16 protein-coding genes and 1 pseudogene are annotated in these 23,460 nt (G+C 62.3%); 9 read left to right on the forward strand and 8 right to left on the reverse strand.

The window, feature by feature from the left end:
* Nucleotides 1–96 precede the first annotated feature (96 nt).
* A complete protein-coding gene (locus DVDV_RS15390) occupies nucleotides 97–1,500 on the reverse strand; it encodes a sigma-54 dependent transcriptional regulator (RefSeq protein ID WP_075355523.1) in 1,404 nt (467 codons plus the stop codon).
* Nucleotides 1,497–3,920, reverse strand: coding sequence for a DUF3365 domain-containing protein (locus tag DVDV_RS15395; RefSeq protein ID WP_075355524.1), 2,424 nt, complete (start codon nucleotides 3,918–3,920; stop codon nucleotides 1,497–1,499). Before DVDV_RS15395 ends, DVDV_RS15390 begins: the two co-directional genes overlap by 4 nt.
* A 478-nt stretch (nucleotides 3,921–4,398) precedes the next feature.
* Between DVDV_RS15395 and DVDV_RS15400 the strand changes: the two genes are divergently transcribed.
* From DVDV_RS15400 to DVDV_RS15410, 4 genes are all read left to right on the forward strand, one after another.
* Nucleotides 4,399–5,835, forward strand: coding sequence for a putative sulfate exporter family transporter (locus tag DVDV_RS15400; protein ID WP_075355525.1), 1,437 nt, complete (start codon nucleotides 4,399–4,401; stop codon nucleotides 5,833–5,835).
* Nucleotides 5,836–5,853: 18 nt separating this feature from the next.
* On the forward strand, nucleotides 5,854–6,024 hold the full coding sequence (locus DVDV_RS22805) for a hypothetical protein (protein WP_175577111.1): 171 nt from the start codon (nucleotides 5,854–5,856) through the stop codon (nucleotides 6,022–6,024).
* A gap of 143 nt (nucleotides 6,025–6,167) precedes the next feature.
* A complete protein-coding gene (locus DVDV_RS15405; protein WP_075355526.1) occupies nucleotides 6,168–6,389 on the forward strand; it encodes a hypothetical protein in 222 nt (73 codons plus the stop codon).
* Nucleotides 6,390–6,609: 220 nt separating this feature from the next.
* Nucleotides 6,610–8,991 (forward strand): mechanosensitive ion channel family protein, encoded by a 2,382-nt coding sequence (locus DVDV_RS15410; RefSeq protein WP_075355527.1) that lies wholly within the window; start codon nucleotides 6,610–6,612, stop codon nucleotides 8,989–8,991.
* A gap of 118 nt (nucleotides 8,992–9,109) precedes the next feature.
* Here DVDV_RS15410 and DVDV_RS15415 read toward each other — a convergent pair whose 3' ends face one another.
* Entirely contained in the window at nucleotides 9,110–9,583 is a 474-nt protein-coding gene (locus DVDV_RS15415) for a chemotaxis protein CheW (RefSeq protein ID WP_075355528.1), read from the reverse strand.
* A 12-nt stretch (nucleotides 9,584–9,595) separates the two neighbouring features.
* Nucleotides 9,596–11,422, reverse strand: coding sequence for a methyl-accepting chemotaxis protein (locus DVDV_RS15420; RefSeq protein WP_083634792.1), 1,827 nt, complete (start codon nucleotides 11,420–11,422; stop codon nucleotides 9,596–9,598).
* Between the two features lie 816 nt (nucleotides 11,423–12,238).
* Between DVDV_RS15420 and DVDV_RS15425 the strand changes: the two genes are divergently transcribed.
* The 5 genes from DVDV_RS15425 (at nucleotide 12,239) to mltG (ending at nucleotide 20,091) form a co-directional block, all read left to right on the forward strand.
* A complete protein-coding gene (locus tag DVDV_RS15425; protein ID WP_075355530.1) occupies nucleotides 12,239–15,763 on the forward strand; it encodes an FAD-binding and (Fe-S)-binding domain-containing protein in 3,525 nt (1,174 codons plus the stop codon).
* Nucleotides 15,764–16,351: 588 nt separating this feature from the next.
* Nucleotides 16,352–17,476: a S8 family serine peptidase gene (locus tag DVDV_RS15430; RefSeq protein ID WP_083634793.1), complete on the forward strand. Its 1,125-nt coding sequence runs from the start codon at nucleotides 16,352–16,354 to the stop codon at nucleotides 17,474–17,476.
* Nucleotides 17,477–17,587: 111 nt separating this feature from the next.
* Nucleotides 17,588–18,490 carry a GDSL-type esterase/lipase family protein gene (locus DVDV_RS15435; protein WP_075355531.1) on the forward strand — a complete coding sequence of 301 codons (903 nt, stop codon included), beginning with the start codon at nucleotides 17,588–17,590 and terminating at the stop codon, nucleotides 18,488–18,490.
* A gap of 150 nt (nucleotides 18,491–18,640) precedes the next feature.
* Nucleotides 18,641–19,084, forward strand: a complete 444-nt coding sequence (ruvX, locus tag DVDV_RS15440) for a Holliday junction resolvase RuvX (protein WP_075355532.1) — start codon at nucleotides 18,641–18,643, stop codon at nucleotides 19,082–19,084.
* Nucleotides 19,054–20,091, forward strand: a complete 1,038-nt coding sequence (mltG, locus tag DVDV_RS15445; protein WP_075355533.1) for an endolytic transglycosylase MltG — start codon at nucleotides 19,054–19,056, stop codon at nucleotides 20,089–20,091. The genes ruvX and mltG overlap by 31 nt, the downstream gene beginning before the upstream one ends.
* Nucleotides 20,092–20,587: 496 nt before the next feature.
* Here mltG and DVDV_RS15450 read toward each other — a convergent pair whose 3' ends face one another.
* The 4 genes and pseudogenes from DVDV_RS15450 to DVDV_RS15465 form a co-directional block, all read right to left on the reverse strand.
* A complete protein-coding gene (locus tag DVDV_RS15450; protein ID WP_075355534.1) occupies nucleotides 20,588–21,094 on the reverse strand; it encodes a hypothetical protein in 507 nt (168 codons plus the stop codon).
* Nucleotides 21,095–21,096: 2 nt separating this feature from the next.
* The gene (locus DVDV_RS15455; protein ID WP_175577112.1) at nucleotides 21,097–21,534 is read right to left on the reverse strand and encodes a hypothetical protein; all 438 of its coding nucleotides are present in this window, start codon (nucleotides 21,532–21,534) and stop codon (nucleotides 21,097–21,099) included.
* 363 nt (nucleotides 21,535–21,897) lie between these two features.
* A complete protein-coding gene (locus DVDV_RS15460) occupies nucleotides 21,898–23,115 on the reverse strand; it encodes a 6-phosphofructo-2-kinase/fructose-2,6-bisphosphatase (RefSeq protein WP_075355536.1) in 1,218 nt (405 codons plus the stop codon).
* Nucleotides 23,115–23,460, reverse strand: a pseudogene (locus DVDV_RS15465) (U32 family peptidase); the annotation flags it as partial. The gene DVDV_RS15460 and the pseudogene DVDV_RS15465, both read right to left, overlap by 1 nt.

Consider the following 23,460-nt stretch of genomic DNA (forward strand, 5'->3'; position numbering starts at 1 on the left):
CCCCCCCGGTGGGGTTCGGGGCAACGCCCCGATTTTCTTCGCTTTTCTCCCCTCTCCGCATCCCTCTCCCTCTCCCTCTCCTTCGCCTTCCCCTGATTAGCGAAATCCCTCGGCTGCAATGCCAAGCCGTCGCAGTATCTTTTGCAACGACACCCGTTCCAGCCCCGACAGCCGGGCGGCTTCCGAGATATTGCCGCGGGTCTGGCCGAGCAGGCGCTCGACGTAGCGCCGGGTGAAGGCATCGACCACGTGCGCTTTGGCTTCGAGGTAGGGGGCGGCCGGGGCATCGTCGTCGCGCGGTTCGGTACCGTTGCCGGAATCGGAATCGGCAGCGGCCACGGCGGCCTGGCTGATGACGTCGCTGTGGGAGAAGACGGTCAGGCGGCGCACGAAGTTAAACAGTTCCCGGACGTTGCCCGGCCAGTCGCGGCCGGCCAGGGCGGCAAGCCCTTCGGGGGAGAATTCCTTGTCGCCGATGCCCATTTCCCGGCAGGCGCGTTCGAGAAAGGCGGTGGCGAGAAGCGGGATATCGTCGCGCCGGTCGCGCAGGGGCGGCAGGCGCAGGGTGAGGACGTTTAGGCGGTAGTAGAGGTCTTCGCGAAAGGTCTTGTCCAGGATGCGGGCTTCGAGGTCCTGGTTGGTGGAGGCCAGGATGCGCACGTCCACGGGGATGGATTTGCTGGAGCCCACGGGCCGCACCTCGCGTTCCTGGAGCACGCGCAGGAGCTTGGTCTGCACGCTCATGGGGATATCGCCGATTTCGTCGAGGACGAGGATGCCGCCGTTGGCGGCGACGAACAGGCCCCGGCGGTCGCGTTCGGCTCCGGTGAAGGCGCCGCGCACGTGGCCGAAGAGTTCGCTCTCCAGGATCTGGTCCGGGATGGCCGGGCAGTTGACGGACAAAAACGGGCCGCCGGCCCGGCGCGACTGGGCATGGATGGCCCGGGCGGCCAGTTCCTTGCCGGTGCCGGATTCGCCGCGAATGAGCACGGTGTAGTCTGACGCGGCCACGGCGGCGATGGTGTCCTTGATGTGCCGCACGGCCGGGGACTGGCCGAGCAGCCCGGATTCGGCTCCGCAGGCGGCCACGGCAGCGCGCAGCCGGCGGTTTTCCCGAAGCAGCGCGGCCCGTTCCAGGCCCTTGGCGATGACCCGGGCGAGGTGGTCGGAGTCCACCGGTTTGGTCAGGAAGTCGTAGGCGCCGGCTTTGAGGGCCAGGACGGCGGAATCGATGTCGCCGTGGGCGGTGACCAGCACGATGCCGAGGTTTGGGGCCAGGGCCAGGGCTTTGGGCAGGAGGTCGAGGCCGGTTAAGCCCGGCATACGCAGGTCGGTGACCATGACGTCGCAGGGGGCACCCGCCAGATCGGCCAGGGCGGCTTCGCCGGAGAGCACGCAGGACAGGCTGGCCTCGGGGAGTTTGGGGGCGAGCAGGCGCACGAGGCCTTTGGCGAAGTCGGGCTGGTCGTCGACGATGAGCACGCGGGGGGAGTCGGTCACGGGGTTTCCTCCTGGCAGGGGCCAACGCAGGCGGGCAGGGTCAGGGTGAAGATCGCGCCGCCGTCGGTGGCCACGTCGATGGCGCCGCCCATGTCGCGCATGAGGCCATAGGCCACGGCCAGTCCGAGGCCCGAGCCGCGGCCGGCGTCCTTGGTGGTGAAAAACGGATCAAAGATGTGGGGCCGGTCGGCCGGCGGGATGCCCGGGCCGTTGTCGGACACGGTGAGGCTGAGATGCTCCCCGTCAGCCGAGGCAGCGGCGGCCAGGGTGATGCGGCCCGTATCCGGGGCCACGGCGTCCAGGGCGTTTAAGAGCAGGTTGGAGAGCACCTGCTCCAGGGCGGTGGCGTCGGCCTTGGCCAGGGGAAGGTCGGCCGGGACGTTGACGCAAAGGCCCACGCGGCGGGACTGGCCCTGGACCTCGAAGATGCGGGCGAGGCTGGCCGCCAGGGCGGCGAGGTCGCAGGGGCCGGGCTTGGCCGGCCGGGGCCGGGCGAAGTCGAGCAGATCGCGCAGCACTTTCTTGGCCATGGTGGCGTGGCGTTCGATGACGGCGAGATCGTCGAGGGCCTGGGGATCGACAAGGCTTTGGCGCAGGAGTTCCGCGTAGCAGGCAATGACGCCAAGGGGGTTGTTGATTTCATGGGCCAGCCCGGCAGCCAGTTTGCCCACGGCCACGAGCTTTTCGGCCTGGCGCATCTGCTCCAGCATCCGGCGTTCTGTGGTGTTTTCCCGGGCGTAGACCACGAAGCGACGCGACTGGCCGGCGGGGGAGGCCAGAGGGTAGCGGGTGACGGCAAAGGAGCGGCCGTCGTCGAGGGCCACGGTGGCGAAGACGGGTTCGTCGCCAGTGGCGGCAGTGTCCGGGGTTGCCTCGGGGGGAGGATCGCCCAGCAGCCTGGCTGGCAGGCGCGGCATCTGGCCGGGCAGGGGAGGCTGGTCGCAAAGCGCCCGGACCAGTTCCCGGGCCGGTTCGTTGGCCAGGATGATGCCGCTGGTGCTGTCGATGAGGGCGAGCGGGTCGGAGATGCCGTCGAAGATGGAACCGAGCAGGGTGTTTTGGGCTAACAGCGAATTGATGGCGTCGAGATTTTCCAGTGCAATGCCGAGCTGTTGGCCGATGGCCCGGTAGAGATCGGCGGCCTCGGGATCGGGGCCGGGGCCGGCGACCGGGAAATACAGGCGCAGCAGTCCCCGGCTGACGTCGGTGGTGCGTACCGGAATGAGCGCCGCCTGCTTGGTCAGACGCAGTTCGCCTTCGGCCACGAGCCTGCGCCAATCGGCCGGGGGCGGCAGCGGGGCGGTCCCGGCCGGCCAGGCGATGGAGCCGCCATTGGAGAATTCGCACTCGTAGGCAGCGGTTTCGGCCCCGAACCGGCCGGCAATGCGGGGCAAGGCGGCCGCCAGCAGTTCGGACCGGGTCTGGGAGAGATTCAAGATGCTTAAAAGCTCGACGAACAGTGACACGTCCGAGCGGCGTTCGTCGGCCTCCCGGGCCAGATCCAGGGTTCGCTCGGCCACCTTGCGTTCAAGATTCTGGGCGTGGTCCTCGATGTTCTCCCGGGCTTCCTTGAGCCGTGAGGCCAGGACATCGATGCCGGTGTAAATCTCCTCGATCTCCCCTTCGTCGGTCGTCGTTTTGGGGGCCTCGCCGGCCTCTTTGGGGAAGTAGCGGCGCAGGACCTCCGTCACCCGCCGCAGGTTGACCACCACCAGCCGGTCGAAAAACACCTGCAGCGTCAGATAAAAAGCCCCCATGCCCAGGGCAAAAAGCGACAGGAAGCCGATCGTCTTCCCCTTGATCTGCCCGAGCGCCCCGGCCACGGGCATGGCCACCATATCCAGCCCCACCAATTCGCCGTCGTGCCGCCAGAATCCCCTTGTGTCGCCGTAGCGCGTGAGCAGTGCTTTCGGGGCCTCGGCCGGGTCGCCGTGGCAGTGCAGGCATGAGGCCTCAAAGCGCACCGGCCTGGCCGCCACGAACACCTCTTCATCGTCGCGCCGGGTGATTTCCTCCAGTCGGGTCAACTGCGGATCGGCGGCAAAGCGGGCCATGATCGTCTGCTCGAAGGGATCGGCCTCGTAATCGGGGTTGCGCGCTCCAACCGCCACCCGGCGGTAGCGGAACTGGTCGTCGCGGCCGTTTAAGTCGCTCATGACCTTGCGGGTGACAAACGAGGTGGACATGGCTTCGAGGACGAATTCGTCGGCCGGGAGGCGTTCGTACATGATCGGACGCAGCACCTCGCGCACATAGGCCTGCATGGCTTCGACCTGGGACAGGACCAGCGAGGCCTTGTGCTCGGTATCGGTGATGAGCTGGTCGCGCAGGTTCATGGAAATGAGCACGGCGAAAAAGACGCCGAGTACGGCCATGCTCACGGACAGCCCGACCAGGAAGCGGTGTTTGAGGGTTTTCATATCGGCTCCTTTGCGGAGTGTGGGGCGGCCGGGCGAAAAAGGCAATGCAACCGCGCGGCTTCAGGGCGCTAACCCGAGTTTGCAGATTGGACTGATCGAATTTTAAATAGTGTTATAATCAAGTATGATGGCATGGGTCGTTCCCATGGCCCCGACTTTGCAGAAAGGATGCTGCCCGCAACGGCACAGCAGGGGAAGTTCCCGGTTGCAGCCGGGAGACGGCCTGGGTCCGGGCTTGATCGACCGGGCCGGGAGGCGCTCCCGCCTGGGGGCCGGGAATGGACGGCGTTGCGGCGCGGCAGGAGGCGGATGGCAACTTGTCTTGCAAAGCGAGGGGGGCATGAAAGGAACCGGCGGCTACGGCGTGATTTGATGGTGTAACGCACACGGGGAGGAATCTGGCTGTTTGATCAGCGAAAGGAGCACAGGTGCATATTTTCGATGATTCCTTCATTATTAAAGAATAGAGAGGGTTGTAATGGCTGAAAAACGGTGGCTCACTGAGGACAAGCTCGCCCTGATTATCGGGTTGTTCTTGTTCCTGCTGTCCATGCTCACTTTCTCCGGCTACGACGTCCTTGGCTGGGGCGTTAAAACCAACGTCTGGACCTCATTCTCAAAAGCCTTTTCCACAGCGACGCCCGCCTACAAAGACATAAACGGCTGGGTTGCCCTGCTGGCGACCTATGCCTTCATTACGGCCGTCCTTGCTGTCGGCGTGCGGATGCTTGGCGGCAATGTCGGCAAATTCATCGGCAGTTTCACCCTGGTCTTTTTCATCAGCTACGGCTGTTACTCCCTGGGCAACTATGCGGTCATCGCGGCCACGCCGGATCAGACCGCCAAATTCGGTCTCACCTGGTCCATGGGGCTTACGGGCGAGGCCGGGTTTATCATCGCCCTGTTGGCCGGCGTTTTTATCGGCAACTTCATGCCCGGGGTGGCCCAGTCGCTCAAAGAAGCGCTTCGGCCCGAAATGTTCGTCAAGATTGCCATTGTGGTGCTTGGCGCGGAACTTGGCGTCAAGTCGGTGGATGCCCTGGGGCTGGCCTCTTCGGTGATCTTCCGGGGGCTTTGCGCCATTGTTGAAGCCTACCTCATCTATTGGGCGCTGGTCTATTACGTGGCCCGCAAGCACTTCAAATTCAGCCGGGAGTGGGCCGCCCCCCTGGCGTCCGGCATCTCCATCTGCGGCGTGTCCGCGGCCATCGCCACCGGCGGGGCCATCCGCGCCCGGCCCATCGTTCCCATCATGGTGTCCTCGCTGGTGGTGGTCTTCACCTGCGTGGAAATGCTCATTCTGCCGTTTGCCGCCCAGTGGGGCCTGGCTACCGAACCGCTCGTGGCCGGAGCCTGGATGGGTCTGGCGGTCAAATCCGACGGCGGGGCCATTGCCAGCGGCGTCATCACCGACGCCCTGATCCGGGCCAAGGCCCTGGCCGACTACGGCATCAATTATCAGGAAGGCTGGGTGACCATGACGGCCACCACGGTCAAGATCTTCATCGACGTGTTCATCGGCGTCTGGTCCTTTGTCCTGGCTGTTATCTGGTGCACCATGATCGAATGCAAGCCCGGTCAGCGGATGCGCTTTTCCGAAGTGCTGGACCGGTTCCCGCGCTTCGTCCTGGGCTACGTGGTCACCTTCCTTGTCATGCTCATTTTGTGCGCCAAGGGCGGCGACATGATCAAGTTCGGCAAGGCAGCCATTGCCGGAACAGGCACCTTCCGCGTCATCTTCTTCATCCTGACCTTCTTTACCATCGGCGTCGTCTCCAATTTCAAGAAACTCTGGGAGGAAGGCATAGGCAAGCTGGCGGCCGTGTATGTCGTGTGCCTGTTCGGATTTATCATCTGGATCGGCCTGTTCATCTCCTGGCTGTTCTTCCACGGCGTCAAGCCGCCCATCGTCTAGCCCGCAAGGAGCAATCGTATGCAGATACCTCAGGAAGTAAATGTTGCCGAAGAGATGAAAAAGATGGAGTACGAGCCGCTCCAGCCGATTGAAATGAAGCTGATCCGCTGGAGCCTCGGGCTTGGAACGTCCCTTCTGGTCGTCCTGTACTTCGTCAGCGCGATCTTCTTCCCCGGCGCCCACGGCTAGGGGAGGGCAGGAACCTGGTACGGAAAAGGCGGCCTGGAGCAAGTCCTTCCGCCTTTTCCGTCTCTCCTTCGGACTTGTTGCCGGGGGCCGCGCTGTTGGGGCGCTGCCCCGTTTGCGGCTCCAGGCATCAACGTGAGGCGGACATGAATACGTACAAAATCAGATATATTTCCGGTCCCCAGCACTCGCTGCGCATCTCCGATGTTGCCCAGGTGCAGGCGTCTTCGCTGGCCGCAGTCCTGGCCGGGAAGAGTCCCTGGCCCGTGGAAACGAACATGGAGCAGACCTGCGCCTGGGCCAAGAATCCCGGGACCAGCCTGTACCATGTCGAGGCCTGGGAGGCTGAACTGATGGGCGCTTCCTGACCAGCCGTCGGCCGGGGCCGATGCCGGGCGCGTTCCCGGCGGCCTGGGACGCAACCCTCTGCTGACGCCAACGGGCGGTCCTTTTGGGCCGCCCGTTTTTCGTGTGGCGGCACGGGAGGGCAATTGTCTTGGCGGGCCGCATGGCATACAGCTTTCTATGGCCTGGCCCTGGCACATCCTGGTGCGTTGGCAGCGGCCAGGCGATTCCCAAGGAGCGACCATGCAGGCGACACTCCGGCATCTTCTGGCCATTTTGGCCGTGGCCATGGTCCTGGCCCACGGTGCCTGTCCGGCCCGAGCCACCGGTTTTCCGGCCATGCCCAAGGCGGCGAAACAGGCCCCGGCGGCCAGTCCGCATGAGCCAACCGAGCCGGGGCAGGTCGACGCCTTCATGGCCGCCCTGACCGATGTCCAGGCCAGAAACCTGCTGCACGAAAAGCTCGCGGCCCAGACTGTCGCCGCCCAGGCTGCCGCAGCCGCCACCCAGACCGGCGGCCTTGTCCGCAGCCTTTTCGGGCGACTGGAATCGAACATACGGGCTGTCCAGGAGCGAAACGCCGCATTTCTCCATGAGGCCGGGCAGGAGCTGGCCGAGCACAGGATTCTGGCCAACATAAGCGACGGCGGCGGGGCGGCGGCCCTCCTGCGTTCCCTGGTCGTGCTGGCCGCCATCGGCGCAGGCGGACTCGGGGCCTTTGCCTGGACCGGCCGGCTGCGCCAGGGCCTCAAGCGGCGTCTGGACGCGGCCCCGCCCTCGCTGCAAACCAGTCGCGGTGTGGTGATCCTGGCTAATCTGGGCTTGCAGGCGCTGGAGGTGGCGGTCTTTTTCCTGGCCGCGTCGCTGCTTTTCCTGGTCCTGGCCCCGGACGCCGGTGCGCTGCGCGAGCTTGGCACCCTGCTTGTGGTGGGGCTGACCAATTACCTGCTCATCCAGGCCGCGGCCCGGATTCTGCTTGCGCCGGACTGGGAAGCGGCCCGGCCCATCCCCCTGGCCGACGCCGATGCCGCCACCCTCTATCGTTGCATGATCGCCGTTGCCCTGGTCTCCCTGGTGGTGGGGGTGGTCAGCGTCGCCCTGGAAGAGGTGGGCAAGGCCGAGGCCTTTGGCGACATTCTCTACGCCCAGGCCGGGCCGCTGGTGGGACTGATGCTGGCGGCCATGCTCTACGCCAACCGGGAGCGGGTGGCTGCCGCCATTTCGGGCGACGATGCCGGCGAAGCCGGCGGGGCGCGGTTTTGGGCTGCGCGCTATGGGCACGTTGTCGCCATGGCCTATGTTGTGGCCATCGGCCTCTATTGGAGCAGCCAGGCCCTTATCGGCAACGCCACCATCCTCCATCTGGTCATGGGCCTGTTTGCCATTCCCGCCTGTATCGGCGTGGACTTGTGGGTGCGAAAGCTCTTGCTGGCCGCCTCCGGGGAGGACCGGGAAATCATCCCCCTGGACGCGGACACGGCACGCCAAACCGAGGCTGCGGCCCCGGGCCGGGAGGGCGGCAAGGCCCCGGCTGACAAGCGCACGCTGCGCTATTACATCCCGCTCATTCGCAAGACCCTGCGCCTTGTCTTGGCGGCCTTTGCCACCTTTGCCATGCTCAAGATGTGGGGCGTGGAGATTGCGCTTGGCTGGCTGTTTGCCCGCAATGTGCTGAGTGTGCTGTTGGTGGTGGTGGGCGGTTTGCTCGCCTGGGAAGTGGTGCGCATCCGCATCGACCGCCGGCTTGGCGAGGAAACGTCCATGCCGGGCGAGGAGATGGAGGAGGGCGGCGGTGCGGGCGGGTCGCGAAGCGCCACGCTGCTCATGCTTTTGCGCAAGTTTTTACTCAGCGTCATCGTGGTCATGGGGACGCTTATTGCCCTGTCGGCTCTTGGCGTTGACATCGCCCCGCTCATTGCCGGCGCCGGCGTCGTTGGCCTGGCCATCGGGTTTGGGGCCCAGACGTTGGTCAAGGACATCATCTCCGGCGTCTTTTTCCTCATCGACGATGCCTTTCGGGTGGGCGACTACGTGGAGGCCGGCACGGCCAAGGGCACGGTGGAGCAGATCTCGCTGCGCTCCATGAAACTGCGCCACCCGCGCGGCATGGTCTTCACCATCCCCTACGGGGGCTTAAAAATCCTGCAAAACTTCAGCCGCGACTATATCATCTCCAAGCTCGACTTCCGGGTGCGCTACGACGCCGACATCGACAAGATCCGAAAGATCATCAAGCGCATCAACAAGGAAGTCATGGCCGACGAGGAGGTCAGCCAGGGGATGCTGAGCGACATCAAGTCCATGGGCGTGCGCAAGATGGAAGATTCCGCCATGATCCTGCGCATCAAGTTCAAGACCGTCCCCGGACGCCAGTTCGTGGTGCAAAAGGAACTGTACCGCCGGGTGCAGGAGGCCTTCAGGAATAACGGCATCGAGTTTGCCCACCGCAATGTGACGGTCTATTTCCCGCCGGAGATGCGCCCCCTGGCCGGCGGGGAGAAGCAGGCCGACCAGACGGCCGGCCTGCCGCCGCTGGCTGCCGCTGCTGCGGCTGCTGCGGCCGGAGCCGTGGCCCAGGAGGACGAACGGCTGGGCAAGGCGGAGAAACCATCCGAAGACGGTTGAGGCGCTTTTTTCAAGGGGCTTGCTGCGGGGGATGGTACCGGGCCATGGAAAACAAGACGGCCAGGGCACTGCCGGATCTCCGGCAGTGCCCTGGCGGTTAACAAACCGGGCAGCGTTGTCAGCGGGCGGTGTGCACTTCCTCGCTGGAAATGAGCTTGTCGAGATCGAGCAGAATAAGGAGCCGCTCGCCAAGCTTCCCCACGCCCTTGATGTATTCCGATTCAATGCCGGAGACGACCGGTGGCGGCGGCTCCACCGTGTTGGACTGTATGCGCAGCACTTCCGAGACGCCGTCGACGACAAAGCCGATGATCATGCCGTGTATGGCAATGACCACGATCCGGGTCTGGCTGTCATGGGGCCGGGGCTCCATTGAAAACCGTTTGCGCAGGTCAATGACCGGGATGACCTTGCCTCGCAGGTTGATGACGCCTTCCACGGCCGGGGGGGAGTTTGGCACCTTGGTGATGTCCATGGTGCGGATGATTTCCTGCACCCGGAGGATGTCGATGCCGTATTCCTCTTCGCCGATGGCAAAGGTAACGAGTTGCAGCAGTTCATTTTCCTGGGCTGCGGTCTGTTCTACATCCATGGGGTACTCCGTTCAGCGTTGGGCGATGGCGCGCCTTGGCGCGGTGGCAACGGCCTTGCGCGGCGCTGTGGACGATACTCCCCCGTCATGCTTCATTTGGTCAATGAGAGTTTTGAGCATCTGGGCCTGATGGGCCAGTTCCCCGACGGCCTGGGAGGATTGGCGCATGGCGTCGGACGTTTCGGCTGAGATGCGGCTCACGTCTTCAACGCCCCGATTGATCTCGTCGCTGGCGGCCGATTGTTGCTCGGAGGCCGTGGCAATGGAGCGGACCTGATCGGTGGCCAGATCGACCAGGGAAACGATTTCACCCAGTGCCTGGCCGGATTTGTTGGCCAGGTCGGTGGCCGTGTCGATTTTTGAAACGGCCTGCTCCACGTTGTGGATGTTTTTGCGCGCGCCGTCCTGGACGCCGCGAATGGCGTCCCCGACTTCCTTGGTGGCGGTCATGGTCTTTTCGGCCAGCTTTCGCACCTCGTCGGCCACCACGGCAAAGCCGCGTCCGGCCTCTCCGGCCCGGGCCGCCTCGATGGCGGCATTCAGGGCGAGCAGATTGGTCTGGTCGGCGATGTCGGAGATGACGTTGAGGATCTGGCCGATGCCCTCGGCCTGTTTGCCAAGGGAGGTCATGTCGGTCTTCATGCCAAGGGCCTGGGACTGCACCTCGCTGATGCTGGTCACGACCTGGGTCACGAGCTGGGAGCCGTCCTGGGCCTTGTGCCGGGCATTGCCCGAGGTCTCGGCCGCGTGGGCCGCATTCTTGGCCACTTCGAGGACCGTGGCGTTCATTTCTTCCATGGCCGTGGCCGTTTCGCCGGTCAGGCGGGCCTGTTCCTCGGCCCCGCGGCTGGATTGCTCGATCTGGGCCGAAAGTTCTTCCGAGGCCGAGGTGACGACTTCGACAATGCCTTCCAGTTCCATGGCGGCCTGCAACATGCCTTCCGCCTTGGCCGTTTCGGCCTTTTTGCGGGCCTCGTCCGCCTCTGCCATGGCGACCTTGGCCTTGTTCGATTCTTTCAAGGCCTCCTGGCTTTTCTGGTCTGCCTCGGCGATCTTGCTGACAAGGGCCTGGACCATTTTTTTCATGGCCCCGAAAACGCCGATCTCCGGACGATTGGGGTCAAATTTGACAGTCAGGTCGCCGTCGGCGATTTTTTGGGCCATGCCGGCGATGGAGCCCGGCTCGTCGCCCAGTTGCTTGAGAATGCCGTTGGTGATGATGATGCCAAGGGCCATGCCGATGAGTATGGCCGCCAGGGTGGCCACCAAGGCGGTCAGCTCGACGGAATGCCCTTCGGATTCGATGCTCTCGTATTGTTGCTTGGCGTTGTCGAGTTTAAATTTCACGATTTCATCAGCGAGGGCGAGAAGCGCGCCGGCTTTCTCGCGGCCGGTCGTCGAGGACAGGGCCTGGGCTTTCTTGCTCTGTGCAGTGTCCGTGGTGTTGCCCAGTCGGATGACCTCTTCGTGGATTTTCGACCACTCGGCCAGGGCGGTGTCCAATTTAGCGATCAGGGCTTTGCCACGTTCGGTGATGAAATATTTTTTTATTGCAGCAGCGTCTTTGTTAAGCTCCTGCCTGCCTTTGTCGAGTTGTTGCATGAATTTCTGGAGATCCGCATCCGTGTTGGAGAGGAGAATGTTTTTTTCGTCGCGGATGACATATAATATGTCTGTCTGGATTTGGTTGGCGTAGTTAGCACCCTGCATTTCCCGACCATACAGTTTTTCTGCCTGGGCAGTGATGTCGCTGAGGCCAGTGTAGCTGATAAAGGAGAGGATGGCGGTCATCAGCGAGAGGATGCCTGCGAGTCCAAGTAGCTTTGTTCTTGTTTTCATGCTGTGTCTCCAATGGCTGTGGTGTGGTTGGGAGCGAGTCATTGCCTTTGGAAAGAATTAATTACGGCACGGGTTGTATTGTTTCTGATTTCTCATTTTCTGTTAAAATCCGATTGAGACTCCATTCGTTGTTCTCATGGTTGTTGAAAGAGCGCAAGGGTAGTGTGGCATTTTTAGCTTTCTCCTCTTGCTGAAATGGAAATTTTGCTGTGATAGCGCCATGATTGTCTGTCACGTCAGGGAATTTGCCACTTGGCTGCAGATATTATGATTATAAGCAGAACTAGTTTGAGATCTTCAAGCTTTTGATGGGCGTGTGCATTGTCGAAAATTTATCATGAAACAAGTTTTAAGGTGCGAAATGGAGTTGCTGTCTGACGATAATAGAAGTGCGATGGAGATGGTCGGCCAAAGGCTGTTGGCGGGACAACACCCGGCAGGACGCCTCAATTGGCCGGTCGGGAGCCGTGGCGGCGCTGTGCCCAGGCCGCACAGTCAAAGTGGCCGGCACCGTTTGCCGTAGAGGTGGTTTTGCCGGACGACTGGCGCTCTTGGGTCTAATGGAAAGAGAGCACCGTCGATGTTTTTGATCCTGAGGCTGCTCTATGAGTCCCGGCCCCGGGCGGGTTGTATGGGGCCGGACCAGAGGAGCAGGGCCGCTACGACGCTTGCGCGCAATGGCAGCGGCGTGCAGCAAAAAGCATTTTGCGCTTTCCAGGCGGGTTTTGTATGCGAAAGGGGCGGCCCTTGCCTTTCCCTGGTAACGGCATTATCTGACTCCCTTCCTCATTTTAACCCTCGCCGGAAGCGCCCATCATGTCGGAGCGAACACCCCATATTTCCCTGTCCCTGGAACGTCTCGTGCCCCGGGTTCTCGACATCACTGCCGAGGAGCTCGACACCTGGCCCGAAGACGCCAAGAATCTGGCCGTGGCCGTGGCGGCCGAACTGTTTCTGGTACGGTCCAATCCCTTCATCAATGCCGACGACGTCAAGACGTCGGTGGAAAAGCGGCTGGCCGACGCCAATCCCAAGGCCTGGGGCACCTACCCCCGCACGATTAAAAAGGCCTACAAGGCCTTCTGGGACGTTTACGAGGCCGACAGCCGGTTTCGCGACAACTTGGTCGAGCGCCTGCGCCAGTTTTTGCCCGACGAGGCCGTGGTCACCGCGCCCAATTCGCTGATCGAATGTTCCACCGACGCCACGGACCTGCGCATGGAGCTGCCGCTGTGCATGCTCCTGCCTGAAACCGAGGCCCATATCCGCCACATCCTGCGGCTGGCCAATGAACTCGAATTCGCCATCATTCCGCGCGGCGGCGGCTCGGGGCTGACCGGCGGGGCCATCCCGGCCCATCGCCGTTCGGCCATCCTCAGTCTGGCCAAGTTCAAAAAGATCCTGGACATCGACACCGAAGCCAAGGTCCTGTGCGCCCAGACCGGCGTCATTACGCTCACCGCCATCAAGGCGGCGGCGGCCAAGGGTCTGCTTTTTACCGTGGACCCGGCCTCCAAGGCGGCCTCGTCCCTTGGCGGCAACATCGCCGAGAATGCCGGCGGCCCCTTTGCCTTTGAATACGGCACGACCCTCGACAACATCATAAGCTACCGCATGGTCGAGGCCACGGGCGAGATCATCGAGGTGCGCCGGGTCAACCACCCGCGCCACAAGATCCAGCCCGATGAAACGGCCGTCTTTGAGATCCTCGACGAGGACGGGGCCGTGCGCGACGTGGTGACGCTTCCGGGCAACCAGATTCGCGGCCTGAACCTCGGCAAGGACGTCTCCAACAAGTTCCTGGGGGGCCTCCCCGGGGTGCAGAAGGAGGGCGTGGACGGCATCATCACTGTTGCCTGCTTCGCGCTCTACGACATTCCCAAGTATTCGCGCACGCTGTGCCTGGAATTTTTCGGGCGCTCCATGAAAAACGCCATGTGCGTCATCCGCGACGTGGTGGGCCTGCGAAACCGCATCCGCGAGGAAGGGGACGCGGTCAAGATTTCGGCCCTGGAGGAATTCAACTCCAAGTACGTCAAGGCCATCAGCTACGCCAAGAAATCCGCGCTCTACGAGGGCGACCCCATTTCGGTCCTGCTCCTGCAGCTCGACTCCGACGACGAGGATGCCATGTTGCGGGCCGCCGCCGACATCGTGGACATCGTCGATCCCTACGACAATGTGGACGTCTTTGAGGCCAAGGACGCCAAGACTGCCGAGCTGTACTGGGAAGACCGGCACAAACTCTCGGCCATCTCCAAGCGCACCTCGGGCTTTAAAATCAACGAGGACGTGGTCATTCCGCTGTCTGTCGTGCCGGAATTTGCCGAGTTCCTTGAGGAATTAAACCTCAAGTGCATCGCCCGGGCCTATCGCACCGCCCTGCAAAACGCCGGCCGTCTGCCCGGCATCCCGGCTTCGGACGAATTTATCGCCATGGAGCTGGAATTTTGCGACCGGGTGCTTCGCAACAAGATTTCCGCCCGCGACCTGTCGGACTCCGAAGTCGAAGTCCAGACCCACTATTTCTTTACCGATCTGGCCTCCCGGTATCCGCGCCTCAAGGAAGGCCTGCAGACCATCCACACCGAGATGACCGCCACCCGCATCGAGGTGGCCAGCCACATGCACGCGGGCGATGGCAACTGCCACGTCAATATTCCGGTCAATTCCAATGATCCCGAGATGATGCGGCAAGCCTGGGAGGCTGCCGAAGAGGTCTTTGAAACCGTCACGCGCTTGGGTGGCGCAGTCTCTGGCGAGCACGGCATCGGCATCACCAAGATCGCCTTCCTGGCCCAGGACAAGATCGATGCGCTCAAAGCCTACAAAAAACGCGTGGACCCCAAAGACATCATCAATCCCGGCAAGCTGACCACCCGCATCCTGACGGTTGAGCCCTACACATTTTCCTTTAACCGGCTCATCCGCGACATCAAAAAGACGGCGCTGCCGGACAAGGACATCCTGATTTCGATTCTAAGCGGCGTCCAGTTCTGCAACCGCTGCGGCAAATGCAAGCAGGTCTGCCCGATGTTCGCGCCCGAGCGCGGGATGCTCTATCATCCGCGCAACAAGAACATCAGCTTCGGCGCTTTGGTCGAGGCCATCTACTATTCCCAGATCACCCACGGCGAGCCGGACAAGGCGCTTTTGGACAAGCTTCGCGGCATCACCGACCACTGCACCGCCTGCGGCAAGTGCACGGGCGTGTGTTCGGTGAAAATCCAGTCCGGTCAGGTGGCCCTGGGGCTTCGCAGCTTCCTTGACCAGCAGGACTGCGGCGGCCATCCCATCAAGCACAAAATCCTCAATTATCTGGCCGAAGATCCGGCCAAGCGCGTGCCCCAGGCCGGCAAGCTCATGGCCTACGGCCAGCAGTTCCACGGCAAGGCCATGACCCTTGTGCCGAAATTCTGGCGCAACCGCATCGAGAACCCCGGCCTGCGGGGCCCCAATCCGTCCCTTGGCCTGCGCAATCTGGCCGAGCGCCTGGACCTGGACAAAGGCTCCATCTTCATTCCCCAGCAAGGGCGCGAAGCGCCGGAGACCGTGCTCTATTTTCCGGGCTGCGGGGCCTCGGTCTTCTCCAGCATCATCGGCATGGCTGCCGTCCATCTGCTGCTTCGGGCCGAGGTGGCGGTGCTCATGCCGCACACCCACCTGTGCTGCGGCTATCCGCTGCTGGCCGCCGGCATGGGCGAGGCCTACCGCCAAAACCGCGAGCGCAACCGGGCCGCGTTGGCGGCGCTTTTGGAAGAGGCCGAACACCTGGGGCTGAGCCCGGCCTTCAGCCTGACCAGTTGCGGCACCTGCCGCGAGTCCATCGAAGAGCATGAGCTCAAAACCCTGCGGCCAAACCTCGTCCACATGGACGTCACCCAGTTCCTCCTCGGCCGTCTGGAGTTCCCGAAGAGTGAGGACGCCTCGCCCATCCTCTACCACGCCGCCTGCCACAGCGAATGGTCCGATGTGCCCAAGATCAAGGCCGCCGACATGTACCGCGCCGCCCTGGCCGAGACCACCGGCCGGCCGGTGGTCATCTCGCCCAACTGTTGCGGCGAATCCGGCACCGGGGCCATGACCACTCCGGCCATCTACAACCGGCTGCGCGACCGCAAGCGCGAGACCCTGGCCGAGAATCTGGCCGACGCCGCCGAGACCATGCCCATCCTGGTCGGCTGCCCGTCGTGCAAGATGGGCATCTCGCGCATCCTGGCCGAGATGCGCGACAAGCACACGGTCATGCACACCCTTGAATATCTGGCCGAGGCCCTGGATGGCCCGAAGTGGAAAAAGCTTCTGTCCAAGAACGCCAAGGCCGCCCGGGTTCGCGGGTAGTGTTCAGTCCTGGAAACGCGGCAGGGGGGCGGGGACGCTTGAACCGTGCAGTTTGAGGCCTGAACATACACCTGGGTGGAATTTGATGCCCTGATTTGTGCGTACTGCAGGATGTTCTTGCGGCATCGTGGCGGATTTGCTGACAAAAAGCGGCCGGAACACTCTGTTCCGGCCGCTTTTTGTTTGGCTCCTGCGGAATCGGTGTGTGCTGCAGGCCTTTTACAACGCTGATGCAGCATATCCGACTGCCGTCTGCGGGTGCAGGTGATTCCGGTCTCAGGGCCCCCCGGGAATGGTCCGGCAGAAACAGTCGCGTCGCTTGGGATGCCGTTGCTGTGCAGTGTATTTTCAATGGTATATGTAACTATTAATATTAAATGTTAAATTATTTATTGTTTGCTTTTTTTAGCTGCAAACAGATTGCTATTCCAAGCGGGATGCCGGATATCCTCGCCAAGGTGCCTTCTTCGCTGCAATCCCCAACCTCGGAGGTGGATCGTGCTGGAAAAGGTTATTGTTCTTCGAGACTTGGCGAAAGCATCCTTGGCTGGGGCTTTTGCCTCGCGGACCGTTTCCCGGGGACTTGATATGGCCGGCAGAATAGCCGTTCTGGCCCGGGAATTTCGTGAGACAGTGCCGCCTGAAGTGAAAATGGATGTTGCGGAGTTAAACCGCAGGGAGGTCCGGGATCTGGGACGTGACCCCGATGTCATGGCCGTGACCCTCCCCATGCCTACAAAACTGGTGGAGCCGGTGGGGGTGCCTGCCGCCGCCGGTGCGGCATGGGGCATCGCGGCCGTGGGCGCGGATAAGTCGACGTTTACGGGAAAGGGCGTTGTGGTGGCCGTGTTGGATACCGGCATTGATGCCAGCCATCCTGCCTTTGCCGGGGTCAACCTTATCGAACAGGATTTTTCCGGCAGCGGCAACGGCGACCGGCAGGGGCACGGCACCCATTGCGCCGGGACAATTTTTGGCCGCGATGTCGAGGGCAAGCGCATCGGCGTGGCCCGGGGGGTCAGCCAGGCCCTGATCGGCAAGGTTCTGGCCGATGAAGGCGGCTCGTCGGAAATGCTCTTTTCAGGCCTTCTCTGGGCTCTGCAAAACAAGGCCAACGTCATTTCCATGTCCCTGGGATTCGATTTCCCGGGGATGGTCGACTATTTGGTGAAGAAACGGGGCTACGACATCAGGCCGGCCACTTCCCAGGCCCTTGAGGCCTACCGGGCCAATCTGCGCATGTTCGACAGCATCATGGAAATCCGGCAGTCCTACGAGGCTTTTGCTCCTGGTTCCGTCGTGGTGGCCGCAGCCGGAAACGAAAGCAAGAGGCCGCAATACGAAATCAGCGTGGGTTTGCCGGCCGCCGCCGAAGACGTCATCAGCGTCGGTGCGCTCAACCCCTCCGAAACGTCGCCCGGAACCTATGTCATGGGCTCTTTCTCCAACACCCTGCCCGATGTGGTGGCACCGGGCGTCAATGTGACCTCGGCCAGGGCCGGCGGTGGCCTGACCTCTCTGACCGGCACCAGCATGGCCTGTCCCCATGTTGCCGGCGTGGCTGCCTTGTGGTGGGAGGCGGCGCGTACTGAAGGTACGGTGACCCGGGCAGGGTCCATCATTGGCAAGGTGACGGCCATGGCCCGCTCAAACGTGTTCGAGCCGGGGATCGATATGGGGGGTGTCGGGCGCGGACTGGTGGCCGCTCCATAACGAACCCTGAGCCGGCGGTCCCGGCTGCCGTTGCCGCCGGCTCCTCTTTTCCTGCCTGGGTAATTGGCAGGACACTATTCCGTTCGCGCGCGCAATGCCCAAGGAGGCATCATGGCCAACGATACCAACAAATATGCCGCTCTCGACACGATGTCCGAGGAGGCGCTGCAGGCTTTCAAGGTCGAAACAGCCAGCATCCTTTTACCCGAAGACATGCAGGACCGGTCTGGCTACTACACCAGCCTGGGGCTGGTCAGGCCCTTTGCCGTCGGAGAACCGGTGCTTGTGGCCGAGGGGGATTCCTGGTTCGATTACCTGCCGGGAACGGACATCATCGATTGTCTGAAAAAATTCCATAATTTCAGGATAAAGTCCTTTGCCGACGCCGGAGACACCCTGGAAAACATGATCTACGGCACCGAATACGGTTCCGGCTTCTCACCCAAACCCTGCCAGTTTCAGCTCGTGCTTGAGGCGGTCGCCCGGCTTGAGCCCAAAGCCTTTCTCTTCTCCGGCGGCGGCAACGACATCGCCGGCTCGGAATTCGAAGCCTATCTCGACCATGCCGGAACGCAACGGCCTGATTGCTTGCGCCAAACCTATGTCACTCATATGTTCCAGTATTTTGAAGCAATGCTCCAGGACATGATCAATCAGGTTCTGGCTGCCTCGCCAAAGACCACCATCATCATGCATGGCTATGCACCGCCGCTTCCGTCAGGTCGGGGCGTCCAGTTCTTTGGATTCAAGTTTGCCGGGCCATGGCTGCGCCCGGCCCTGGCCAAGAAACGGATCACCGACTTTGCCAAGGGGGCGGCCATCGTGGCCCGGCTCATCAATCTCTATAACGATATGCTCAGCCGGCTGGCCGCCGGGAACAGCCGTTTCCTTTACGTTGACCTGCGCCCTCTGGTCGATCCGCAAGAGGACTGGGTCAACGAGCTCCATCTGCGAAACAGCGCCTATGCCCGGGTTGCCGACAAGATCGCCGGCGTAATCAATTCGCTTCCCTGACGCCCGGGACGGTTTTCCGGCAGCCGGCAGCAGTCGGCTCGGGGAACCGGCCCGGACTTGCCAGGACCGGGCGAGTCGGCTATCTGCAACACGAGGCGGCATGGGCAACCAGCGGGAATCTTCGGTCCGCAGCCGTGCCGGCATCGCACCATGCACAAAATCCTCGCCATAGACTACGGCCAGGCCCGGGTGGGTCTGGCCGTTTCCGATCCTGACGCCCGGTTTGCCCTACCCCATTCCACCATCGCCTGGGACACCCGTGACGCCTTGTTTTGCCGCCTGCTTGCGGTTATCGAGGAGCAAAAGCCGGTGCGCATCGTCATCGGGTACCCGGCTCGGGCTGGCGGCGATGAAGGCCTGACCGGCCGGCAGGTGCGCAAGTTCGCCGCCCGGCTCGGCCGGCGCACCTCGTTGCCCCTCTGCTTCGCCAATGAGGCCCATTCCACCGAAGAGGCGGCCGAACGGTTGCGCGAGGCCGGCCACACCGGCCGGGAACTCCTCGCCCGGGTGGACGCCATGTCGGCGGCAGTCATTTTGGAACGCTACCTCCGCGGTGGGGAAATATGCTTCGATCCATCCTCTTCGGCTTCCTGATCGTCCTTTGCCTGCTCGGCGGCCTCGTCGGCTACCGCGCCTACGAATTCCTGTCCGTGCCGCCGCAAACCCCGGGCGAAACCAAGACCGTCTTCATCGAACCCGGCCAGTCCTTCGACGCCATGGCCTCCATGCTGGTGGCCGAAGGCGTGCTGCGCGACGCCGACGGCTTCAAGCTCCTGGCCAAGGTCATGGACAAAAGCTCCCGCGTAAAGGCCGGCGAGTTCGAGGTTTCAACCGGCTGGACGCCTATGCGCCTGCTCGATTACCTGACCACGGCCAAGGGCGTGCAGCACAAGCTCTCCGCCCCCGAAGGCCGGACCATGCGCCAGATCGCCAGACTGGCCGAGGACGCCGGCCTGTGCTCGGCCCAGGCCTTCCTCAAAGCCGCCAGCGACCCGGAACTGCTCAAGAAATACAACATCCCGGCCGAAAACGCCGAAGGGTTCCTGTTCCCCAATACCTACCTCTTCACCCGCAAACGGGCCGACGACGGAACCTACGTGGTCGAAGCCATGCTCAAGGAATTCTGGAAACAGGCCGAAGCCATATGGCCCGGCGACAAGCCCGGCGGCAAGGCGCTCTTGGCCTTCGTCACCATGGCCTCGATCGTGGAAAAGGAAACCGGCGTCGATGCCGAACGCCCGCGCGTGGCCGGCGTGTTCGCCAACCGCGTGGCCAAAGGGATGCTGCTCCAGACCGACCCCACCATCATCTACGGCCTGGGCGACAAATTCACCGGCAACCTCACCCGCGCCCACCTCGACGATCCCAGCAATCCCTACAATACCTACGCCCGCCCGGGCCTGCCCCCAGGCCCCATCTGCTCGCCAGGACTCAAATCCATGCAGGCCGTGGCCAATCCCGAAGTCCACGAATTCTACTACTTCGTGGCCACCGGCGAAGGCGAACACAAGTTCAGCAAGACCCTCGACGAGCATATAAACGCAGTGAACAAGTACCAGCGAAACAGAGGGAAAAAGACGAAAGACCAGGGGAAAGAGTAAGTGAAAGAGTGAGAGTGAGAGGGAGAGAAGAGGAAGAATGCCTCCGGCGGCCAAAGGGCTGAGCCCTTTGGAATCCCACCTGGGGGGGGACCATGTGCGTTGCCGGGGCGGCGGGCGGAAGTTGCGGAGGGGGGAGTGCCTCCGGCGGCCGGGGGCCTGAAGCTCCCCAAAAATGGGTGAAGGGGGCGAAGAGAGCGGGAGCAAGAAATTTCGTCGGCCAGGCACTGCCGCTACAGTCTCAGCCTGACGGGAACCACCGTTGTCACGGTCTCAGGCCGACATGATCTCGCTCCAGGGCAAACAACGGTTTCACCCTTTTTCCCGTTGCAGAGTCCGGGGGATCACCGCCCGGCCAACTTGATCGTCAGCCAGCGCCAAGCCCCCTTTTAAAAAACTTCTTCCGGTGCAGGGGTCCGGGGGGATCATCCCCCGGCCGCCGGAGGCATTCTTCCTCTTCATCTCTTCATCTCCTCATCTCCTCATCTTCCCTCTCCTTCTACTCCAGTTTGTTCTGAATGAAGGCGATAGTCTTTTCGGGTAGGGCTTTGGGACCGCCGTCGCGGCCGAGTTCCGTGAGGTCTTCGGTGATGGTGAGCATGAGGCTGGTAAAGCGCGTCTGTTTTTGCAGGCGTTCCCTGGCGTCGGGATTGTGCCAGGCTTCTTTGAGCAGTTCGGCGGCGTGGTGGTGGATCATAAGCGCGATGGGCTTGGGCATGGTGCCGTAATATTCAAGCATGTTGGCCTTCATCTCGTCGATGCTGGCCAGGAATTCGCTGAAATTCTCGGTCTGGCGTTCTTCTTCCAGCCGCGTCCGCTTGCACTCCTCGGAAAAACGAATCTCCATCAACTCCAGGCGTTGCCTGAGTTCCAGTTCGGCCACGCGCTTTTCTTCCTTGAGCCGGTCGAGGTCGGGCTGGTGCGCCTTCTGCCAGTCGGCAGATTCGCTTTTGACGGTATTGATCAGCCGGGAAACGAATTTCCCGATATTTTCAGGCAGGGACATGCTTACCTCGTGTGCTCGAAGAATGTTTCCACGGCCGGGGAAACCTGCGTTGCGTCGCTTGCGGCAAGAAGGCTGTGCAGGGCGTAGAGCCGGTCGAAGTCCACGGTGATGACGCTCCGTTCGACAAAGGCCGAGGTGCGCTGGTTCTGGTAGGGGGTCAGCGCCCGCTCGTGCTGCTTGAGCTGGCCGTGCACGAGCTTGGCCAATTCCCGGATGTTGCGGCGCTGGGCGGCCAGGGCCATGCGTTTGCGCTTGTCCAGGCCTTTATCGGTGATAGCGTGGCGGATGCGTTGATGTTTTTGCTGGCGACGTTCAAGCCTTGTGTGGCGGCGATACAGGAAAAAAGCCAGCCCCAGGGCGCACAGCACGGCCGGGGCATAGAGGGCGAGCATGGAGAAAGAGACATAGATAAGTGATAGTTCAGAGAAGCTGTGCGGCATAATGGGCTTGCGGATCAGTGCGGCCGGCCGGCGGCTCGCGGTGCGTACTCAAGTGATATGGTGGCAGCCGGTCCAGGCACAAAGAACGTGAGCTAGTCCAAAGCCAGGGCTTCGTCAAGCTGGGCTGTGTCCTGACAACGTACTGGAATAGAAGGGCTATTTCTGGCGATTGACTGTTTTCGTCGGTTTTCCAGAGCCTTGCGATCCGGCTTGACCGACCTGGCTCCGGGCGGGGGGGCTGGTGTCGCAGCGACGGGCTATGTGGGCAAATCACGATGAAAATGGATTTGTTACGAGCCTTGGCGCGAGGGAGGCGCGTGGGCCCGTCCGACGCCTTGGAGGCGCACAAGGCCCAGTCGTGGACTAGAACTTGCGCAATTCAAAGAGCTTTTTGCTTTGGGTCGAGACGATGTGAAAATACTTGTCCTGGGGGATGAAGATATAGGGCACGTCTTCGGCCCGGCGAAAGAGGAAGTCGGACAGGATCATGCGATTGACGGCCTGATGGCCGATAATCATGATGTATTCGGAGTTGCCGCTGAGGTAGATGGCTTTTTTCACACCCCGGTAGACCCGGCCGGCCATGGTGGCATAGCCTTCGCCGCCGGGATAGACGAAATTGTATTTGTTGCGGCCCCGGGCCGCAAAAAGCTCCGGCCGCGCCCCTTCCATTTCGGCGTAGCTCAGGCCGTCGCATTCGCCGACGTTGATTTCGTCGAATTCGGAAAAGGCGTGGTGGACGGTCTGGCCTTTGCGGGTTTCGAGCAGCGGTTCGGCCATTTCCCGGGTGCGGGTCAGCGTGCTGGTAAACACGTAGGGGAGCGGGGTGCCGATGAAGTGGCGCGACAGGGCCCAGGCCATCTTGCGGCCTTTCTCGGTCAGCCCGGAATCGCCGCCCACGCGGTTTTCCAGATTGTATTCGCTTTCGGCGTGGCGCACGAGGAAGAGATTTTTGATCCAGTCGGACATGAGCAGGTCGCGGATGCGGCCGTAGTAGGGCACATCGCCCCGGACGCGTTCGGCAATGATCCGGTTGTTGAGGCTGTCGAGGCGCACGAAATTGGGCTCGGCGTCCAGGGGATCGGTGATGTGGCGGTAATAGCCGATGCGGCTGAAAAAGCTTTTCTTGGCTTCGGCTTCGGGCAGGTGGGCGAATTCGGGCAGCCGGGCCTTGCGGGCCACGGACAGGGCCAGGATTTCCGGGTCGTCGTTGACGCATTCGACGAACAGGATGGGGTAGTTGCTCAAATTTTCCACCAACGTCTCCCGCCGTTTGCGGGAGACGTTGGTGGCGTCGAGAATGGCAATGTGGCCTTCGGCCGAGAGAAAGGCCTTGGCTTCGGCAATGTTGACGGCGGCGATGCGTTCGCGCAGCCCCACCGCCTGGGCATTGTCCGGATCATAGAACCCGGCATGGGAGGTGTTGCCGGGAATCATGCGCCGGCGCACGTCGCCATTGTTGAAAATGCCGACCTTGATGTCGTCTTTTTCCAGATTCTCTTTTATTTTCGAGGCAATAGTGGACTTGCCCATGGCCGGTAACCCTACCATGGCGATGCAGAGTTTGGCCGGCCGTCCCATTACAGCAACCCGACGTCCCAGTTGAAGTGGCTGGTGCGTTCGCGCCGGGGCAGGTCCTTGGGCAGGGGTTCGCGCAGATCGGCAAACACCACATACCCGGCCCGGGCCAGGGCGTCGCGGTACTTGTAGAGGTCCACTTCCCAGTTGGCGTACAGCCAGTAGGTGCGGTCGTATTTGACGGCCCACAACGACTCGTCCTTGGGGCTGACCACCGGCAGGCAGGTTTTCACCTCGCCGGAGAGCACCCGGGAAAGTCCGAGGGGCCAGGCGCCCTTGTGGACGATGCCAAGGGGCAGGGGCGAGAGCCGGGGCAGATTGACGAGGTCTTCGCCGGACAGTTCCGGC

The organism is Desulfovibrio sp. DV, assembly GCF_001936595.1.
Taxonomy (GTDB): Bacteria; Desulfobacterota; Desulfovibrionia; order Desulfovibrionales; family Desulfovibrionaceae; genus Solidesulfovibrio.

Bases quoted from the DNA above. Each gene is read 5' to 3' on its own strand.
- DVDV_RS15415 (WP_075355528.1), bottom strand. From the start codon at position 9,583: ATGGATGTAGAACAGACCGCAGCCCAGGAAAATGAACTGCTGCAACTC.
- DVDV_RS15395 (WP_075355524.1), bottom strand. From the start codon at position 3,920: ATGAAAACCCTCAAACACCGCTTCCTGGTCGGGCTGTCCGTGAGCATG.
- DVDV_RS15430 (WP_083634793.1), top strand. From the start codon at position 16,352: ATGGCCGGCAGAATAGCCGTTCTGGCCCGGGAATTTCGTGAGACAGTG.
- DVDV_RS15400 (WP_075355525.1), top strand. From the start codon at position 4,399: ATGGCTGAAAAACGGTGGCTCACTGAGGACAAGCTCGCCCTGATTATC.
- DVDV_RS15435 (WP_075355531.1), top strand. From the start codon at position 17,588: ATGGCCAACGATACCAACAAATATGCCGCTCTCGACACGATGTCCGAG.
- mltG (WP_075355533.1), top strand. From the start codon at position 19,054: ATGCTTCGATCCATCCTCTTCGGCTTCCTGATCGTCCTTTGCCTGCTC.
- DVDV_RS15460 (WP_075355536.1), bottom strand. From the start codon at position 23,115: ATGGGACGGCCGGCCAAACTCTGCATCGCCATGGTAGGGTTACCGGCC.
- DVDV_RS15450 (WP_075355534.1), bottom strand. From the start codon at position 21,094: ATGTCCCTGCCTGAAAATATCGGGAAATTCGTTTCCCGGCTGATCAAT.
- DVDV_RS15455 (WP_175577112.1), bottom strand. From the start codon at position 21,534: ATGCCGCACAGCTTCTCTGAACTATCACTTATCTATGTCTCTTTCTCC.
- DVDV_RS22805 (WP_175577111.1), top strand. From the start codon at position 5,854: ATGCAGATACCTCAGGAAGTAAATGTTGCCGAAGAGATGAAAAAGATG.
- DVDV_RS15405 (WP_075355526.1), top strand. From the start codon at position 6,168: ATGAATACGTACAAAATCAGATATATTTCCGGTCCCCAGCACTCGCTG.
- ruvX (WP_075355532.1), top strand. From the start codon at position 18,641: ATGCACAAAATCCTCGCCATAGACTACGGCCAGGCCCGGGTGGGTCTG.
- DVDV_RS15420 (WP_083634792.1), bottom strand. From the start codon at position 11,422: ATGAAAACAAGAACAAAGCTACTTGGACTCGCAGGCATCCTCTCGCTG.
- DVDV_RS15410 (WP_075355527.1), top strand. From the start codon at position 6,610: ATGCAGGCGACACTCCGGCATCTTCTGGCCATTTTGGCCGTGGCCATG.
- DVDV_RS15425 (WP_075355530.1), top strand. From the start codon at position 12,239: ATGTCGGAGCGAACACCCCATATTTCCCTGTCCCTGGAACGTCTCGTG.